Below are 14,479 nucleotides of genomic sequence, written 5' to 3'. Positions count from 1 at the left end.
TCTCATTAGCCCATCGCGTACCAAGTATCCGTTTTCTGCTCATGCTCAGCGAGCTTCAAAGCAGCGAGCGACAGAAGCCCTTCTTCAATAGATTTACGCGGCTTACGCTTGAATAGCTCGGCCAGGCTATCGACGGCATGTGGACGTTCGGCCAAAGTCTCGCGCAGCATCTTGAGCTGCTCGGGCAATGATTTGGGGAAAACAGCCTTGCCCTTGGCAGCCGGCGCAGCAGCTTTGGGGGCCTCGGTTTTATCAGTGACCAGCTCTGCGCCGACCTGAGTGGTTTCCGGCGCCTGGTAGTCTAGGCGTAGCCAACGCACCTTACCCTGAACCTCCTCGACGGCGCGCTATTTCTCAAGCACGTTGTACATGCCTGTCAGCGTCAATTCCGAGTGAAGGGCTTGTTGCTGCTTCCGGTGGGCGTCGATGCGCTCGGCCAACTTACCGATCTCAGCTGCCTGCTGTTCGGAGAGTACCGGGAACGGAAAAGTCTCAAAGCAACGGGTTTTAATATATCTAGGCCGATCCTCCTGTGTCCCACCGGTAGCCAATGACCAAATAAAGTGAATACGGCTTGATAGAATCCCCAGAGTTGAATAACTATCAGAGGCTATATTGATAAGAGCATTATCAGGAAGCACATTGGGAAGCCACCAAACAGTCGTTGTTTGAGCAGTTCCGGCTTGCCCTGGAGCGCCAGTTCGGCCCCTCCACCGAGAAGTACCGTGTCGACCAGCGGGATCTTCTGATCAATGAAGCGGAAGTGGCGGTTGACGAGGAAGACGCATCGGAGAGCGACGCCACTGCTGATGACGCGACGACCGACACCGATACGCCTGCCCGCTGTGCGAAGAGGGCGTCAAGATCGCCCCGGCACCCGCCAAACTGTTGCCCAAGAGCAATGCTAGCGCCACGCTGCTCGCCTATGTCGCGACGGCTAAATACCAGGACGCGCTACCGCTTTATCGGCAGAGCCAGATCTTTGCCCGCCATGGCGCCGAGATCCCCCGCAATACCCTGGCACGCTGGATGGTGCAGGCGGGAGAACGGATCATCCCGCTGATCGACACGTTGCGCCAACACCTCTTAAACGCCCCGCTGATCCACATGGATGAGACGACGCTCCAGGTTAATCAAGAAGCGGATCGTGCCGCTGAATCAGATCCGTAAGCTATACGGCGTGGAAAAACAGGCGAAGGCACTTGAACCCGAAGCGCGTCACGCGCTGCGTGAACAGAAGAGCCGTCCGTTAATCGACCAACTGCGCACCTGGCTCGACAAGTCATTAATGCAGGTGCTGCCCAAGAGTGCGCTGGGTAAAGCCTTGCACTACCTGGATAACCAGTGGCCCCGGCTGACACGAGGGCGCCCTTATTGCATCAGACATCGCATAGAATAAAATCGCATAAAATAAATCAATACGCTTGCAACGATCGGCCGAGATTGCCGAGCTGATGGATTTCTCCACGCTCAAGAGCCACAGCGGTAACTACATTTTTTAGCCACTTCGGTGTCATGATCCGTTACGATTTGCGACGTTCCCCATCAGGGGAATCAGTCTCCTAGCCCCCTTCCCTGCTCAAGGCGGCTGCAATTGGAGGCGACTGGCACTGCTTAAGCACCGCCCAGCAGATAATCAACAACCCCAAATAACCGCTTAAACCACGGGCATCGCGTAGCATGGATTGGGTAAGGCCAAAATCTATAAACGCGACCGACACCATCATACCCGCTGCGGCCACCAAGCGAATTTCCGCGCCTGCGCCTGGCACACGCGTGCGTTTGCAAAAAAGCCAAATCGGCACGCCATAAAGTAGCAGCAACGTTACTAGCCCTAAGCTGCCCCGCCTGGCGGCGGTGTCGATTACATCACTGTGCAGCTGGTCGTAGCGGCTAATGCCGCTGTGGAACGCACCTTCGCGCACCTGGTTGTCTCTAGCGGCTTCAAGGGCGCCCTCACCCCAACCGAGCAAGGGCCGCTCAACAAACAACTGGCCGCCAGCTCGCCACATCTCTAAGCGCAAGCCAACCGAAGTGCCGCGCACGTCTTGCGTCCAGTAATCGTCTACGTTGCTTACCGCTAAGGCTACCCGTTCACGCACACCACTTTGCGGCATCACCACTATGACGGTAACCACTATGAGCACGCCTGCGGCTAGGCGGTTAAGCAGCTTTAGCGGCAGCACCCCGCGGGCAGCCCGGTAGATCACCCACAGCAATAGCGGCGCCGCAAGCCAGCCCCCGCGGGTGCCAGAAAGCAGCGACCCCACCATGCCCGCCAGCCCACCGCTTAAAGCAACCACCAACAGCACGCGTTGCTGAACGCTGGGGCCGCGCAGGCACCAAAGGGCGCCCATCAAAGAAAGCGCGCCCAGCAGCAGCGAAAGGTTGCCAAAGGGGATCGCGTTCATGCCATTGGCTGCACGGGCATGCCCCAGTATTAAACGCTCGTATAGCGCAATACTGCCTGCGCCCAACGCGCCCACGCTCACCGCGGCCCACAGCACCCGGGGGGTTACTGGGTGTAAGCGTAAGCTGACCAACAGGGCGGCGGCGAATAACGGCCAAAACGGCAACCCGGCCCCCTGGTTGCCTTGGCCCACCGGCCAGTGCCCGGTGCGTGCTACATCTAATAGCCATAGGCCACCAAACAGCAGCAGCACCAGGCACAGCCCAATATCGTCTTTATCCAGGGAACGAAAGCAGGTTAAGCGCCTAGGGTTAAGCGCCACCCAAATAACTAACGAACCCAACGCCAACAGAGCAATAGCGGCATACCCCCAGGGCACCACAATCAACAAGGCGGCGAACAGAAAAACCCATACTCGGTTCAGCGTTATCATTTAAGACGGCTCTTATAAGGCTACGTTGCCAAAACTACTTTGCTAAAATCACTTTGCCCAAGGTAGGTATTCATTTCTTCGCTATAACCGCCGAGATGACGAGTGGAGCGCTTACGCTGACTATTCAACCGTCACGCTTTTCGCTAGGTTGCGCGGTTTATCAACATCGGTGCCCTTCACCAGCGCCACATGGTAGGAAAGCAGCTGCAGTGCCACCACGTGCAACACAGGCGAAAGAAGTCCACTGACCTTAAAACCATAGGGCTCCGGCATCTTGAGTACGTTCACGCCCTCACTAACTTCCACACGGCTATCGCCATCAGCAAACACATACAACTGCCCGCCACGGGCGCTGACTTCTTGCATGTTGGCTTTCAGCTTTTCCAGCAGCTCGTCGTTGGGGGCGATCACCACCACCGGCATCTCGGCATCGACCAAGGCCAGCGGGCCGTGTTTGAGCTCGCCTGCTGGGTAGGCTTCCGCGTGAATGTAGCTGATTTCTTTAAGCTTCAGCGCGCCTTCCAGGGCAATCGGGTAATGGCGCCCCCGGCCTAAAAACAGCGCGTGGTGCTTATGGGCAAAGTGCTGCGCCCAGGCCTCAATTTCAGGTTCCAGTGCCAGCACCTTTTCCACCGCCACCGGCAAATGGCGCAGCTCGGTGAGAAAGGCCTGCTCTTGTGAGTCGTCCATCCCATCATTGGACAGTTTGCTATTCACCTTGGCCAGCAGCAGGGTAAGCAAAAACAGTGCTGCCAGCTGCCAGCTGGTTGGGGTTAGGCACCGATGTACGATAACGGTATTCGCTAGCGACTTCTACATTGCACGGCAGCCCCGCCACCTGCTCTATCCAATACTTTGCTGTCATGCCTGCGTAGCTGGAAGTACCGCAAGCAATGACCAACACCGCATCCACCTGAGCAAACACCGCTGCGGCATCCGCCCCGAAAATACCCGGCTGCAGGCTGGCCGCCCTGCTCAGCATTTCCAGCGTATTGCCCAACGCCTGGGGCTGCTCAAACATTTCTTTTTGCATGTAGTGGCGGTAATCGCCCAGCTCAACGGCATCGGCAGAAAGGCGGGAAGTGACCACCTCGCGCCCCACCGGTTCGCCCGCACCATTCACCAGCTCAATGGCATTAGCGGTTAACCGCGCCACATCGCCGTTTTCCAGGTACACCATGCGCCGAGTGACCGAGAGCAACGCCGAGGCATCTGAGGCAGAGTAATGGCCCTGTTCGCCCACCCCCAGCATTAGCGGCGAGCCCTCCCTGGCCACCACCAGGCAGCCCGCTTCTTGTTCACTAACAACCGCCAAGGCATAAGCGCCTTTCAAGTAGGCCACGGCGCAACGCACGGCGCTGAACAGATCCTTCGCAGGCTCGCCTGTTTTTCCTGCCCCGCCTATCTGGCCTTTCCAGCACGCCTGAATCAGATGGGCAATGGTTTCGGTATCGGTATCAGAGGTAAATTCATAGCCCAACGCCTGCAGCTGGGCCTTGAGTTCGGCGTAGTTTTCGATAATGCCGTTATGCACCACCGCCAAGCCACCAGAGATATGCGGATGGGCATTACGCTGTGCCGGCACGCCATGGGTGGCCCAGCGGGTATGGGCAATGCCCACACTGCCGGCCACGCCCTGTTCCGCAACGCAGGCTTCCAGTTCTGCCACCCGGCCCTTGGCGCGAGCACGCACCAAGGCACCAGAAGCCCCGTTAGCACCGCTAACCCCGCCGAATCATAACCGCGATACTCCAACACCTTCAGGCCCGAAAGCAAAAAAGGGGTACATTCCATTGCGCCCACGGCGCCAACAATTCCGCACATAATCAATCTTGTACAAACAGGTTAAAACACAAACAGGCTAAAACGACGAAGGCCCAGGCGTTAAACGCTTGGGCCTTCGAGGGAAAACTTTTACTTCTCAGCCAAGCGTATGCCTTTACGCTTCAGCGTCAAGCAGGGTGTTCTGGCCTGGGTTAATCAGCTCGCTACGAGACTTCCACAGCCAATCGGCAATCTCACCCGTTGGTTGATACTCCAAGGGCGCCTCTAACAGCAATTCACGTAAGGCATCATAGTCAAACTGTTCGCAGGCATCGCAAAGGCGCTTCAACAACGGCTTCAATTCAGCCCATGAAAGCGACACTTCGTGGGCAGTCATCACCCGTGAATGGCGCGTTTTACTCACGTTATTGCCAATCAATAGCTCTTCATAGAGCTTTTCGCCTGGCCGCAAGCCGGTGAAAACAACCTCTACATCCCCTTCTGAGGCAGCATGGGGAAATACCTGCCCTTCATCACTCTGCGGGAAGGTGGGCTCTAACCCTGAAAGCCGAATCATATGCGCGGCAAGCTCAGCAATTTTGACAGGCTCACCCATATCCAGCACAAACACATCCCTCCCACGGGCCATTGCGCCAGCCTGCATTACCAGTTGGGCCGCTTCGGGAATGGTCATGAAATAGCGGGTAATTTCAGGGTGGGTTACGGTTAGCGGCCCACCGGCTTGAATTTGGCGGCGGAAAAGCGGCACAACAGAACCGCTAGAACCCAACACATTACCAAAACGCACCATCGAAAATAGCGTGGTTTTTTGCTTAGCCCCAAGCGCCTGGCACACAAGCTCAGCTAAACGCTTGCTCGCACCCATAACATTCGTGGGGCGCACCGCTTTATCGGTAGAAATTAAAACAAACGCTTCCGCCTTCGCGGTTATGGCCGCTTCCGCACAGGCCAAGGTGCCCAACACATTATTGCTTAAGCCTTCAACCATATTGTGCTCAACCATGGGCACATGCTTATAGGCCGCCGCGTGATACACCGTTTGAACACCAAAGGCGCACATAACCGCCTCTAAACGCGGGCGATGCTGCACCGAACCTTGCAAAGCACGAATAGGGAAATTCATGCCACCGGCATGCGCCAATGCCCTAAGCTCTTCTTCGATTCGATAAAGGCCGAACTCAGATACCTCTAACAGCAGCAGTTCACGCGGCGCTTGATAAAGAATTTGCCGGCATAACTCACTGCCAATGGAACCCCCGGCCCCGGTAACCATCACCACTTTACCGCGAATATTGGCACTTAATAGCACAGGGTCTGCTGGTACTGGGTCGCGCCCTAAAAGATCCTCCACTGCTACATCGCGCAATTCTGTTACACGCGACTTACCTGAAACTAAATCTGAGGTGCCTGGAATACTTTGCACAGGTACACTCAACGGCTCTAACATTTCCAAAATTTCACGACGCCGCGCCCGCGTAACGCTGGGCATCGCTAATAAAATTTTCTCGATGCCATAGTTTTCAATAAGCCGAGCAATGTCGTTTGGCGCATACACTTTTAAACCTTGAATAAAGGCACCCTGCAGCGGTTTATGGTCATCTAAAAAGCCAACGGGTTCATGTTCACGCCCATGGCGAAGTGACATCACCAGCTGGCGGCCCGAAAAGCCCGCCCCATAAACCAACACGCGTTCTTTATAGCGCAGTTGGTTTTTTAAATAGACCGCACGTAAAGCAAACCGCACACCGCCAATGGAAATTAAAGCCAACATGGCATAAATCGCGGGCACTGAGCGTGGCACCGGCAATTGTAATAAATAGTTAATCGCAATTAACGAAAGCGCAGAAGCACCCACCCCTGCCGCCACGGCCTTAAACGCCCGCATGCTCATGTAACGAATTACCGCGCGGTAAAACCCCAGCCGCACAAAAATCAGCAAACTGACAGGCAACATAACGGGCAACACCCACCACACGCGGGGCTCATGAATAAATGCCCAGTTATCTAACCGCAGCAACATCGCAATAAAGAAGCTTGCGCTGATAAGCCCAGCATCTACACACAGCTGAATAAAGCGCTTATAAGGGCGAGGTAACCGAAAAAGAGGCCGAAGAACTGCAGTGACTATTCCCATCGCTTTCTTCCCTAGAATCGAAGTGTTCATAAACAAATTGGCGACTACGCTTGGCGGCAGCGCAAAGAATTATCGCCACCGTAAGGGGCGCTAATAATGACAGCAGTGCTATTGGGGAAAACACAGTGCTATGGGGAGGGTCAGCATCTTTTATTGTTAGTGAGATTAATCGCTGCCGAACAGATCTCGCGTGTAGACTTTTTCCGCTATGTCATCAAGTTCAGATGCCATGCGGTTGGTCAGCACGATATCGGCCTCGGCTTTGAAAGCTTCAAGATTACGCAACACACGAGAGCCGAAAAAGGTGTCGTCTTTCAATGCAGGCTCAAACACCACCACCTCAATGCCCTTGGCTTTAATACGTTTCATCACGCCTTGCATAGCGCTGGCACGAAAGTTATCAGAGCCAGTTTTCATAATTAAGCGATAAACACCAACAACCTTGGGCTGCTGCTTGATGATTTGCTCGGCGATAAAATCCTTACGCGTGCGATTGGCATCAACAATCGCCTGAATCATGTTGTTAGGCACTTCATTGTAATTCGCCAGCAATTGCTTGGTGTCTTTAGGCAGGCAGTAGCCACCATAGCCAAAGCTGGGGTTGTTATAGTGCTTGCCGATACGTGGGTCTAACCCTACCCCTTCGATGATTTGGCGGGTATCAAGCCCGTGGCACTCAGCATAGCTATCTAACTCGTTGAAGTAGGCCACGCGCATTGCCAAGTAAGTGTTGGCAAATAACTTAATGGCTTCTGCTTCGGTGCTGTTAGTAAATAGCACTGGTGCATCTTGCTTAACAGCGCCTTGCTGTAGTAGCCCAGCGAAGGTTTCGGCGCGTTCGGAACGCTCGCCAACAATGATGCGTGAAGGGTAAAGGTTGTCATAAAGCGCTTTGCCTTCACGCAAAAACTCCGGCGAGAAGATGAGGTTTTGCGTGTTAAAGCGCTCACCAGCCTCAGCGGTGTAACCCACCGGCACCGTAGATTTAATGACCATCACCGCATCAGGGTTGATCGCTACAACATCTTGAATCACGGCCTCAACGCTTTGCGTGTCGAAGTAGTTGGTGGCAGGGTCATAATCCGTTGGCGTGGCGATAATGACAAAATCTGCCCCACGATACGCCGCTTCTTTATCAAGCGTGGCGGTAAAGTTCAGCTCACGCGTGGCCAGAAACTCACTCACTTCAGCATCTTCAATGGGCGACTGGCCCGCATTCAGCAAAGCCACTTTTTCAGGCACGATATCAAGCGCGACAACGTTATTGTGCTGAGCCAGCAGCATGGCATTAGAAAGGCCGACATAACCGGTGCCAGCAATGGCGATTTTCATTAAAACTCCCTTTAATTCATTCAATAAGCGCTATTGCACTGCCTTAGCCATCACATCGTTCAGAACACGGCAGGTTTTATCAATTTCAGCTTCAGTAAGCGTGGGATGACAAAGAAACATCAAGCTTGTTTCACCCAACTCGTGCGCTACGGGCAGTGGTTTCTCTGGGCGCCAGCCGGTGCCATCAAAAGCTTTTTCAAGGTAAACCTCAGCGCAGGAACCCGAAAAACACGGCACGCCCCTAGACACCATTTCATTCATAATGCGGTCGCGGTTCCAGCCTTCACCTAGCTTCTCAGGCTCCACAAATACATAGCACTTGTACGCTGCGTGTTCGCAACCTTGTGTTTCTGTGCAACCGCTAGCGCAAGCCGCCTGGCAATGAAGGGTGGGTACTCTTAGCCCAGGGCATTTGCTTGCGGCTTGCCATATACGTTGCGCGTTAGCTTGGCGTGCGGCCTTCCAAGCGGGCATGCGTTTAAGCTGAATGCGGCCAATGGCACTTTGCATTTCAGTCATCCGCCAGTTGGTGCCAAAGCTTTCATGCAGCCAGCGAAAACCCGGTGGGTGCTGGCGTTCGTAAACGGCTTCCCAGCTTTTACCGTGATCTTTATAGGCCCACATGTTGCGCCACAGCGCTTCATCATTCGTGGTGACCATGCCGCCTTCACCGCCAGTGGTCATAATCTTATCTTGGCAGAACGACCAGCAGCCCACGTGGCCGATAGAGCCAACTGAACGGCCCTGATAGCGCGCACCATGGGCCTGGGCGCAATCTTCAATCACTACTAAGCCATGCTGTTCGGCCAGGGCCATTAAGGCCGCCATTTCGCAGGGCCAGCCCGCCAAATGCACGGCAATAATCGCCCGCGTGTTGGGGGTAATTTTCTCGGCGACTGTGGCCGCCGTTATGTTTTGTGAATCGCGGCCTACATCGGCAAACACCGGCACCGCACCCGCCGTCACAATGCTAGAAACAGACGCTAAAAACGTGCGCGAGGTAACAATCACTTCATCTCGGCCACGCCCTTCACCTTCCCCAATGCTGAAGCCTTTCAGTGCAAGGTCTAACGCTGTGGTGCCGTTAGAAACCGCAATGGCGTATTCACACTCAGCAAACTGGGCAAACTCACGTTCAAACTCTCGGCCTTCTTGGCCTGTCCAGTAGTTCACTTGGTTAGAAAGCAGCACACGCTGCACCGCTTGGGCTTCTTGCTCAGTGAAAGAAGGCCAGGGGGAAAAGGGTCCGTTAAGCATAATGTCTCTGTTAATAGCTAAAACTTGATAGAAAGCTTGGCAGGAGGTTTAAGCGGCGGCAGGTGGGAATAAATTGATTGCCTTTAAATTTGGGCAGGCACTTCAACCAGAGTATCGCACTTGGCAAAGCCCTTACCCACTTCATACCCATAATCTCCCAGCGCTACGCCCTGATAGTCATCTAGAAGCATCTGAACGTGATTAGCGCCCGCAAGGTGGGTGAAAGGATAACCACCACCGAATCTTGGATTAAATTCCAGCAGGTAGAATTTTCCGTCCCGCTCCAGGAAGTCACAGTCCAGGTTGCCACGGTGGGGCAACGTGCTGGCAATCTTTGCAACAATGGCTGCAAACGTCTCGGGAGCGACGGTAACAGCCTTGTCAGTTTCGCCGGCCCGCATTGCCAGCTTCTTTTTTGCGGCAAAGCCAATAAAGCGCTCGTTCTTACCGTAGAGCACATCTACACCGTACTCCGGCCCTTCAATCACTTCCTGAATGATCACTGTGCTTTCGGCACCCAGGGCCACCAAAGCGCTTTTGGCAACCGCTCTCTGGCAAGCCTCAAAGCCTGCAACTAGGTCTGTTACCGAATCAATAATAAACAGGCCAATAGACGCACTGCCCCAGCGAGGCTTTACGATTAATGGAAAACGCACATCGCCAGCGTTAATGGCAGATGTTGCATCGTCAATGGAAAGGTAGGTAGCTGGGGTATGGATACCGATTTCTCTGGCGAACTGGTAGGTACGCCACTTGTCGGCACACACCTCAAGGGTCTCGACAGGAGGAACATAAACCGTTGCACCAGTTTCTTGCTCAATCAACTCTCGATTTTCGGCCAGTAAGCCTATTTCGAGATCATTTAAAGAAAAAACCATGTCGATTTTTTCTTTAATGATTACTTCTTTCAGGGTATCGAGATAACTATCTGCAAACACCCCCGGCACCTTATAAGCGGCGTCGCAGGCTTCCAGTGCAGGTGCCGATAAATCCATATCAGTGCCGACGACCCTGCCTGAATTGGATAATGCTTTCTGGAAGTAAGTTGCTAGATAGTGGCGGCGACCAGCGCAGGTGAGAAGAATGTTCATACAGTCTCGTTATAAAATTTGTCTGCGTTCAGCCCCAAGCCATCAAGGAAGATCGCCATAATAACGCGGTCCCTGTATGCGCCTCGAAACCATACGTGTTTCCTCAGCACCCCTTCGATCTCAAACCCGTTTTTCTCGTAATAACTGATTGCCTTTGTGTTATCAGCAGTAACGAACAGAGATACTTTTCGAAGATTCAGTTCAAATTCTCCATAACTCAATAGCTGTTTTAAAAACTCAGAGCCCAGGCCTTTCGAGAAAAAATCCGGATGGAGAAAAATATACAGCTCAGCAACCGCGCTTTTAGAATCAACGTTAACCAAGCCCGCAAAGCCTGCTGGCACACCATCTACTTCAAAACAGAAGTCCGCCCGGTTTGGCCGGTTGCCAACAGATTCACACCACTCCTGAGTCTTTGTATATGAAACAGGTAGGTCGATAAAAACCCATTTGGACACTTCGGGGTGAGCGAGTGCATCCCAACGGCTCTTCGCATGAATGCCATTAATATGAACCATTTTAACCGCCATCTTGCTCCCTCTCAGCCTTATGCTTTGCGCGATAACTGGATAACGAACCCTGTGGCGCGGCGTCCAGAATGTCCTCACGCTTAAAAACTTTCTTAATCGTGGTCAGGATAATCTTGAGATCAAAAAGAAGACTTTGCTTTTGCACATATTCCACATCAAGCCCAAGTTTTTGTTCCCAAGTCAGAGCATTGCGCCCAGTAACCTGCGCCAATCCAGTAACCCCAGGCCGAACACTATGCCGCAGCATTTCCTCTTCCGTGTAGTAATCCATGTATTCCATCAAAAGCGGGCGGGGGCCAACTATGCTCATTTCCCCTTTCAGCACATTCCATAGCTCGGGTAGCTCATCCAAACTGGTTGAGCGCAAAAACCGGCCAAAGGGTGTGATGCGTTCAGAATCTGGCAGCGGGTTGCCTTGTTTATCTACCGCATCGCGCATGGTGCGGAATTTGATCATCTTGAACGGCTTACCATCTTTGCCTGGGCGGGTCTGGCGGAAGAATACGGGGGAGCCGAGTTTGCGGCGTACCTGCCAAGCAACGATGAGGATAACGGGGGAAAGCAAAAGCAGGCCGCAGGCGGCGGCGAGTATGTCGAAAATACGTTTCAGCATGAAGGGCCTAATCAGAAGGGGTGGAACTTACTGGGTTACTTTCCGCACTAACAGCGTGCATTCTTTATCGGTATCGAACAGGTAATCAATGCCGCTGGTAATAACCACCTCCATCTCGCCATCAATCCTCAGGTAGCGGTCGTGGACGTTCCTGTACGCGGCGCTTGTGTCTTTCTTAACCGACCAGTCGCCGCAAATTTTCTTGATGTCGGAAATGGTTTTCTGCTGAGCGCGAGACAAAAAAATAGAAAGCGACTTCCGGGGCAACAACCCAAAAAATTTCTTGCCGCTCGGCTTCAGTGCCCCTGTTTGGCTATCGCAAAGATAGCCATCCACAACTGTGATGCTTGTAGCATCGGCCAGCAAAGCTGTAAGCCAGTCGTGAGCTTTACCACGATGCTCGCCGGCCTTACACGACATCACAAACTGGCTACTAACGTGATCGCTCTGCACACTCACATTCGGGTAAGTGGTTTGGTCTTCACTCAGCAGTATCTTGTAGCGGGTTTTACCTGCCAGTTCTTCAGCTGTTTGCTTTGTTAATCCTACACTCGCCAACTGCTGCAGTGCCGCAGGATCTTCGACACCCACCCGCATGAGCTGAGCGGCGCTGGTAATATGTGGAGGATGATACAAGCGCAAAAGATTCTGAAGGGTCGCGGTGCTGGTTTCCCCTACTGCGCCTCGTTTGAAATCGTGAAAAACCTTCAGCATTTGGTCATCCATGGCCAAGGTGTAGTCCATTACCCCATCTCCAGAAGCTCGCCGAGGGTGGAATCAAAAAAGCCCGTGGGGAAATTCACTTGCTCGCCATCGCTATTGCAAAAATGGCCCGTAGGCAGAAATCCAAGCTGCAGAAAGCGTTCTTCGGACGACTGCTTGTAGTACACCAGCGCGCCATCGGCCTTTAGCCTCTTGTGATAAACCTCATATCGAACACGGTTGATCAGGTGTTCGCAATGGGTTTCAACCACCAGCTGCACACCACGACTGGCCAAAAAGGCAAAGAACTCACCTAAGCGAGACTGAGCGCCGGGGTGCAGGTGAATTTCCGGGTTTTCGATCAGCAACAAATGCCCCGGCCGGGCTGCCAGGCACATAATCAGCAGCTTCAGCAAATAACTGTTACCGGCGCCGGTATTTAGTGGAGACACTTCACCCAAATCGCCCATCACAAAACTCAGTTTTATGCGGGTGCTGGTTACCTTGCTGGTAACCGCTTCGCATTGAGTGCCGGTTATATATCCCAGCCACCAGGCCAGTTGCGCTTTCAGGGTTTGCGCCGGCGCTTCAGAGCGACAAAGTTCGGGGCTAATTGGCTTATCCTTACGCTGCTCCAGATAACCCAAAGCGTATTGGCCCTGAGCGCCTATCTTCAGCTCTTTACTCAGTTCTGCCAGCTCTTCGGGGCCGCTACGGTTGGCCGACAGGTAGAACAGGGTTTCTTCGTACTCGTAGAGATCATCCCGATCACCAATTACCCCCTGAAGACTCTCGGTAATGAATGTCTGAAACTTGCAGTCGCCTTCACTTGTTAAGCCAATACCCACCTGATCTGCATCTGCGGTGCGGCACAATACGTCATCCAGTTGCACATAAGGTTTCACCAAGTCCCGAAGGTACGAAAGCTTCTCCTGCTTGAGATAGCTCATACCCACCAGAATGGCCTGCAAAACCGTCGATTTTCCGGAAGAGTTGGTGCCCGTTATCAGAGTTAACGGCGCAAGATCGAAGCTCTCGGCTTCAATACACTTGTAAGCCGTCACATCCAACGTTTTTAACATGCTAATTCATCCTTGAGTTGTTCAACGCGACCAAAGCGGTAGTCCACACTGCTAGTGCTGTCTACACGGTTGCGGAAGTAGTCCCCCGCATCAAATGCCCGCTTCAGCTCGTTAAGCCTGTCAGCCAGCTCTCCCTGAGTAAGCCCTTCCTGCGGCAAAATCACAAAACCATACGCCAGGCATTCAAACAGAGCCATGTTGATCGGGCGGCGGTGCGCATTTTTCATGGCAAAGCGGAACGCATCTTCACCAAGGCAATTAAAAGCGCGCTGCATGGCCCGATCAAACACCGCTTCCAATTCGTCAAACAGCTCAGCGCCGGCACTGTTCAAAAACTGCATCACAAAGGCCAGTAGCTCTTCCAGATTGCTCTTGTACGCAAACTCAATGCGATGCTGTCGCAACAGATAGAACGCCAGAAAACGCAAAATCACATACTGATCCCGCATACGTTTGGGCTGAATACTGCCGCCGGTGGCTTGAATGAAAGATGGCAGGGTGCTCAGCTCATTCAAAAAGCGAGTAGATTCGCCACAATACAGCGCATTACGCATTTCCTGGTTGTTCAGGCGTGTGCCGCCCCGGTTTACCCTGTCGAATATGTCGTACTTCACCCGCTCTGGTGTGGGAGGTTCAATCACATACACCAGCAGCTGGTAGCGTTCCAGCTTGCTGCGATACAGAGGCGGCAAATCGGCAAACCGTGCGCCGTTAAACTGGTGCAAAAGCCCCAGCTTACTCAGCGCAAACTTGTTGTTCATAAAATCAATAATGGTGCTCACACGTTGGCGGCCATCCACCATCTGTTTAATACCAAGTTCGTTTTCGAACACGTAAATAACGGGAATGGGAATGCCCATCAACAGGCTTTCAATCAGCTCTTGTTTCTGGTCGGTTCCCCATACCTTGCGCCGTTGAAAATCCGGGGCCAGCACCAGTTCTTTGGTTTCTTCCACCATGCGTTTTACTTCAAACGCGCTGTACTGATCGCGGCTGACCTTGATTACCGCATCCGGATAGACTTCCGAGGAATCGAGTTCAAAGCCGTGTTCGGCTTCGAGCTTGTCAGTGTCAGTCATTCGGGCAGGGCTCCGGGGAAATGTTCATAAG

16 protein-coding genes and 1 pseudogene are annotated in these 14,479 nt (G+C 53.2%); 3 read left to right on the top strand and 14 right to left on the bottom strand.

The window, feature by feature from the left end:
• Positions 1-5: 5 nt before the first annotated feature.
• Both FKN99_RS05900 and FKN99_RS18115 read right to left on the bottom strand, forming a co-directional pair.
• A complete protein-coding gene (locus tag FKN99_RS05900; protein ID WP_172117020.1) occupies positions 6-320 on the bottom strand; it encodes a hypothetical protein in 315 nt (104 codons plus the stop codon).
• A gap of 27 nt (positions 321-347) precedes the next feature.
• Entirely contained in the window at positions 348-641 is a 294-nt protein-coding gene (locus FKN99_RS18115) for a type IIL restriction-modification enzyme MmeI (protein WP_406565417.1), read from the bottom strand.
• A gap of 23 nt (positions 642-664) precedes the next feature.
• On the opposite strand from FKN99_RS18115, the pseudogene FKN99_RS18110 reads away from it, so the two are divergent.
• The 3 genes and pseudogenes from FKN99_RS18110 to FKN99_RS17875 form a co-directional block, all read left to right on the top strand.
• Positions 665-844 (top strand): annotated as a pseudogene (locus FKN99_RS18110) (IS66 family transposase); the annotation flags it as partial.
• A 44-nt stretch (positions 845-888) separates the two neighbouring features.
• A complete protein-coding gene (locus FKN99_RS17880; protein ID WP_253926973.1) occupies positions 889-1,170 on the top strand; it encodes an IS66 family transposase in 282 nt (93 codons plus the stop codon).
• Positions 1,148-1,399 carry an IS66 family transposase gene (locus FKN99_RS17875; protein ID WP_319941239.1) on the top strand — a complete coding sequence of 84 codons (252 nt, stop codon included), beginning with the start codon at positions 1,148-1,150 and terminating at the stop codon, positions 1,397-1,399. Before FKN99_RS17880 ends, FKN99_RS17875 begins: the two co-directional genes overlap by 23 nt.
• 163 nt (positions 1,400-1,562) lie before the next feature.
• Here the strand turns inward: FKN99_RS17875 and FKN99_RS05890 are convergent, their stop codons facing one another.
• The 12 genes from FKN99_RS05890 to FKN99_RS05840 form a co-directional block, all read right to left on the bottom strand.
• Entirely contained in the window at positions 1,563-2,843 is a 1,281-nt protein-coding gene (locus FKN99_RS05890; RefSeq protein ID WP_172117019.1) for an O-antigen ligase family protein, read from the bottom strand.
• Positions 2,844-2,963: 120 nt separating this feature from the next.
• Positions 2,964-3,533 (bottom strand): SIS domain-containing protein, encoded by a 570-nt coding sequence (locus tag FKN99_RS18105; protein WP_406565416.1) that lies wholly within the window; start codon positions 3,531-3,533, stop codon positions 2,964-2,966.
• Between the two features lie 19 nt (positions 3,534-3,552).
• Positions 3,553-4,536, bottom strand: coding sequence for a glutamine--fructose-6-phosphate aminotransferase (locus FKN99_RS18100; RefSeq protein WP_406565415.1), 984 nt, complete (start codon positions 4,534-4,536; stop codon positions 3,553-3,555).
• A 246-nt stretch (positions 4,537-4,782) separates the two neighbouring features.
• Positions 4,783-6,762: a polysaccharide biosynthesis protein gene (locus FKN99_RS05880; RefSeq protein WP_172117018.1), complete on the bottom strand. Its 1,980-nt coding sequence runs from the start codon at positions 6,760-6,762 to the stop codon at positions 4,783-4,785.
• A 165-nt stretch (positions 6,763-6,927) separates the two neighbouring features.
• Complete coding sequence (locus FKN99_RS05875) at positions 6,928-8,094, bottom strand: nucleotide sugar dehydrogenase (RefSeq protein ID WP_172117017.1); 1,167 nt, start codon at positions 8,092-8,094, stop codon at positions 6,928-6,930.
• A gap of 30 nt (positions 8,095-8,124) precedes the next feature.
• Positions 8,125-9,351: a DegT/DnrJ/EryC1/StrS family aminotransferase gene (locus FKN99_RS05870; RefSeq protein ID WP_172117016.1), complete on the bottom strand. Its 1,227-nt coding sequence runs from the start codon at positions 9,349-9,351 to the stop codon at positions 8,125-8,127.
• Between the two features lie 83 nt (positions 9,352-9,434).
• Positions 9,435-10,442, bottom strand: coding sequence for an ATP-grasp domain-containing protein (locus FKN99_RS05865; RefSeq protein ID WP_172117015.1), 1,008 nt, complete (start codon positions 10,440-10,442; stop codon positions 9,435-9,437).
• Entirely contained in the window at positions 10,439-10,972 is a 534-nt protein-coding gene (locus FKN99_RS05860) for a GNAT family N-acetyltransferase (RefSeq protein ID WP_172117014.1), read from the bottom strand. Before FKN99_RS05860 ends, FKN99_RS05865 begins: the two co-directional genes overlap by 4 nt.
• Positions 10,962-11,585, bottom strand: coding sequence for a sugar transferase (locus FKN99_RS05855; RefSeq protein WP_172117013.1), 624 nt, complete (start codon positions 11,583-11,585; stop codon positions 10,962-10,964). The genes FKN99_RS05860 and FKN99_RS05855 overlap by 11 nt, the downstream gene beginning before the upstream one ends.
• Before the next feature lie 27 nt (positions 11,586-11,612).
• Entirely contained in the window at positions 11,613-12,329 is a 717-nt protein-coding gene (locus FKN99_RS05850; RefSeq protein ID WP_172117012.1) for a hypothetical protein, read from the bottom strand.
• A complete protein-coding gene (locus FKN99_RS05845) occupies positions 12,329-13,369 on the bottom strand; it encodes an AAA family ATPase (protein ID WP_172117011.1) in 1,041 nt (346 codons plus the stop codon). The genes FKN99_RS05850 and FKN99_RS05845 overlap by 1 nt, the downstream gene beginning before the upstream one ends.
• Entirely contained in the window at positions 13,363-14,448 is a 1,086-nt protein-coding gene (locus tag FKN99_RS05840) for a DUF262 domain-containing protein (RefSeq protein WP_172117010.1), read from the bottom strand. The genes FKN99_RS05845 and FKN99_RS05840 overlap by 7 nt, the downstream gene beginning before the upstream one ends.
• Between the last annotated feature and the right edge of the window lie 31 nt (positions 14,449-14,479).

The organism is Halomonas hibernica, assembly GCF_013183775.1.
GTDB classification, from domain to species: Bacteria; Pseudomonadota; Gammaproteobacteria; order Pseudomonadales; family Halomonadaceae; genus Vreelandella; species Vreelandella citrativorans.
The sequence above is the reverse complement of the archived record's forward strand: the minus strand, read 5'-3'. Positions and strand labels throughout refer to the sequence as shown.

What these genes read in the sequence shown, in the direction of transcription:
- FKN99_RS05890 (WP_172117019.1), bottom strand. Translation starts at nt 2,843, where the DNA reads ATGATAACGCTGAACCGAGTATGGGTTTTTCTGTTCGCCGCCTTGTTG.
- FKN99_RS18105 (WP_406565416.1), bottom strand. Translation starts at nt 3,533, where the DNA reads ATGGACGACTCACAAGAGCAGGCCTTTCTCACCGAGCTGCGCCATTTG.
- FKN99_RS05880 (WP_172117018.1), bottom strand. Translation starts at nt 6,762, where the DNA reads ATGGGAATAGTCACTGCAGTTCTTCGGCCTCTTTTTCGGTTACCTCGC.
- FKN99_RS05875 (WP_172117017.1), bottom strand. Translation starts at nt 8,094, where the DNA reads ATGAAAATCGCCATTGCTGGCACCGGTTATGTCGGCCTTTCTAATGCC.
- FKN99_RS05870 (WP_172117016.1), bottom strand. Translation starts at nt 9,351, where the DNA reads ATGCTTAACGGACCCTTTTCCCCCTGGCCTTCTTTCACTGAGCAAGAA.
- FKN99_RS05865 (WP_172117015.1), bottom strand. Translation starts at nt 10,442, where the DNA reads ATGAACATTCTTCTCACCTGCGCTGGTCGCCGCCACTATCTAGCAACT.
- FKN99_RS05860 (WP_172117014.1), bottom strand. Translation starts at nt 10,972, where the DNA reads ATGGCGGTTAAAATGGTTCATATTAATGGCATTCATGCGAAGAGCCGT.
- FKN99_RS05855 (WP_172117013.1), bottom strand. Translation starts at nt 11,585, where the DNA reads ATGCTGAAACGTATTTTCGACATACTCGCCGCCGCCTGCGGCCTGCTT.
- FKN99_RS05850 (WP_172117012.1), bottom strand. Translation starts at nt 12,329, where the DNA reads ATGGACTACACCTTGGCCATGGATGACCAAATGCTGAAGGTTTTTCAC.
- FKN99_RS05845 (WP_172117011.1), bottom strand. Translation starts at nt 13,369, where the DNA reads ATGTTAAAAACGTTGGATGTGACGGCTTACAAGTGTATTGAAGCCGAG.
- FKN99_RS05840 (WP_172117010.1), bottom strand. Translation starts at nt 14,448, where the DNA reads ATGACTGACACTGACAAGCTCGAAGCCGAACACGGCTTTGAACTCGAT.